Below are 1,366 nucleotides of genomic sequence, written 5' to 3'. Positions count from 1 at the left end.
GGCGGTTTCTAACTTCTAGTGCAACACCCTGGCCCCAGTGGCAAGGGAACACGAGAAGGAGGAATCGCGATGGGCACGAAGCTTATCTATCGAATGCCGAGCACGGTCATCGACGAGGCACTGAGAATGCTCGTCATCGAGCGCCTGCCTGTGCAGGCGATCGCAGCGGTCATGGGCGTGGGAATCACGTCCGTGAAACGCTGGGCCAGTTGCTGGGGAATCCCCCTGAGAAAGGGCAAGTATGGGGGCATGGCCATCACCATCGTGCACCATCGCCAGGCAGTGCTGAAGAGACCGGCGTATCATCGGCTCACGTTTGATGACCGGATCACGATCCAGGCGGGTTTGCAGTCGAACCCACCCCTGTCGGTGCGTGCGATCGCCGCCCAGATCGGGGTCAGCCATTCGACAGTGTCTCGTGAGATCACCCGCCATAGGGTCGCTTTCGGTGTCCAGGAGCCCCGGTACAGTGCCGCCGGGGCTCACGGGCGGGCACTTGTGATGCAGGCTCACAAGGAACACCGCCGCAAACGTCTCGATGACCCCTGGCTGCGGGCGTATGTCGTCAATGCGCTCAATGACAAATATTCGCCGCAGCAGATCGCCGGTAGGCTCCGTCGTGAGTTTCCTGATCGGAAGGATCTGCATGTGAGCTCCGAAACGATCTATCAGGCCCTCTATGTTCAGGGGCGGGGGACGTTGCGGCACGAGTTGGCTGTGGTCAAGGCCCTCAGATCGGGTCGTACAGGACGCAAGCCCCGGTCGCGGTTGGGAAGGAAGCCGAGTCGGCCCTGGTTGGACGGGGTGCGGTTGGCTGATCGCCCGCCCGAAGCCGATGACCGGCGGGTGCCTGGTCATTGGGAAGGTGATCTTGTCGTTGATGGGTGTGGTGGTGGCCTGGTCACCCTGGTTGAGCGTCGGTCCCGGTTCACGCTGTCGCGGAAGCTGCCGACGTGTTCATCAGCGAAGTCGTCACGCACGGTGACCGGGATCGTTCAGGACATGATCGCGTCGGTGCCCGAGGCCGTATTTTCGACACTGACGTGGGATCAGGGCTCGGAGATGGCAGAGCATGCGCGGATCACTGTGGCCACTGATTGCGAGGTGTTCTTCTGTGATCCGCATTCGCCGTGGCAGCGGCCGACGAATGAGAACACGAACGGTTTGGTGCGTGAGTACTATCCGAAAGGCACCCGGTTTGATTCCTCTGTCAGCGACAGTGATGTTCAAGCGATGCAGGATCAGCTCAATCGCAGGCCGCGGAAGGTTCTGGAGTACGCGACTCCGGCAGAGGTACTGGGAGACATGCTCCTTGCGGGCGTACCCTGAAGACACCCCAATGGTGCACTAGAAACCTGAACCTGCC

Annotated in this window: 1 protein-coding gene; it reads left to right on the top strand. The window is 61.1% G+C overall.

Annotated features, from left to right (window positions below; genetic code table 11):
• Window positions 1-69 precede the first annotated feature (69 nt).
• Complete coding sequence (locus ACFQ91_RS17185) at window positions 70-1,329, top strand: IS30 family transposase (protein ID WP_198499905.1); 1,260 nt, start codon at window positions 70-72, stop codon at window positions 1,327-1,329.
• Window positions 1,330-1,366: the final 37 nt, after the last annotated feature.

Origin of the sequence: Brevibacterium sp. NPDC056726, assembly GCF_042790515.1 — a bacterium.
GTDB lineage: Bacteria > Actinomycetota > Actinomycetes > Actinomycetales > Brevibacteriaceae > Brevibacterium > Brevibacterium sanguinis.
Note: the sequence above shows the minus strand (reverse complement) of the source record. Positions and strands in the feature narration are given on the sequence as shown.

Excerpts from the sequence above, each read along its gene's own strand:
- ACFQ91_RS17185 (WP_198499905.1), top strand. The coding sequence starts at position 70 with ATGGGCACGAAGCTTATCTATCGAATGCCGAGCACGGTCATCGACGAG.